Genomic DNA, 1,093 nt, shown 5'->3' with positions numbered 1-1,093 from the left:
CCCGAATTCTATTTGCAAATGCATAATCCGAGCGGAATCTGAAGGATGCAAAAAAGGCCCCCAGATGGGAGCCAGCTAGGATAACTAAATTGCAACCTTCTCTTACCACAAAGAGGTTGCATTGAGTCATCTTAACCGAGAGCAAAGATACAAAATTCTTGGCTTGTTGTGTAGCCATTACACGCAAGCCCAAATCGCAGACATAATCGGATGTTCCCAAAGCACCGTATCACGAGAAATCAAACGGAACGGTTCACGAGGGAAATACGGAGCGGAGGCGGCACATAGAAAAGCCGTTGCAAGGAAGAAGGCTAGCCACTGCCATAAGAAATACGACGGATATGACTGGAGAATTGTTGACGCAAGTATCCGTAGTTTCATGAGTCCACAGCAGGTTCGCTGGAGATGCAGGCTTATGGGCCTGAAATGTCCTTGCGAGGAACTCATCTACCGTCACATCTGGGAGGACAAGCGGCATGGCGGTGACCTCTACAAATGCCTAAGGCACAAGAACAAGAAACACGCTTCCAGGGGCCGTAAGAACGACTACAGAGGAAGGATTGTCGGCCTAGTATCTATCGACAAGCGGCCTGCAATCGTTGATAAAAAGGAACGTTTCGGAGACCTTGAGGTAGACCTTGTCATCGGTAAGGATCACAAGGGAAAGCTGCTCACCATAAACGACAGGGCAACGAACCAAAGCTGGATTAGAAAAATCGGAAGCAAGAATTCTGACGAGGTTGCAGCTGCCATCGTGGAAACCCTTCTCCCGTACAAGGGGTTGCTTAAGACGATAACTTCAGATAACGGAAGGGAGTTTGCGGACCACGTAATCGTGGCGAAGGCGCTTGGCATCAAGTACTATTTTGCGCATCCATATCATTCATGGGAGCGAGGTGCGAATGAAAATATGAACGGGCTGATTCGCCAATTTATTCCAAAGGGTGCAAAGATTGAAGATGTCGATGAACGCTATATCCGATGGATCGAGAACAATCTGAACAATAGACCAAGAAAAAGGCTTGACTACCTAACACCAAATGAGTATCTTTTGAAAAAGTTCAACATTATGCGTTAGCGATTAGAAATCGCC

At 46.9% G+C, this 1,093-nt stretch carries 1 protein-coding gene; it reads left to right on the top strand.

Annotated elements, in window-relative coordinates; all coding sequences use genetic code 11:
• The first annotated feature begins 121 nt into the window (after positions 1–121).
• Positions 122–1,078, top strand: coding sequence for an IS30 family transposase (locus tag B7992_RS16210; protein ID WP_073161660.1), 957 nt, complete (start codon positions 122–124; stop codon positions 1,076–1,078).
• Positions 1,079–1,093: the final 15 nt, after the last annotated feature.

Source organism: Fibrobacter sp. UWH1 (genome assembly GCF_002210365.1).
In the GTDB taxonomy this organism is placed as follows: Bacteria; Fibrobacterota; Fibrobacteria; order Fibrobacterales; family Fibrobacteraceae; genus Fibrobacter.
Note: the sequence above shows the minus strand (reverse complement) of the source record. Positions and strands in the feature narration are given on the sequence as shown.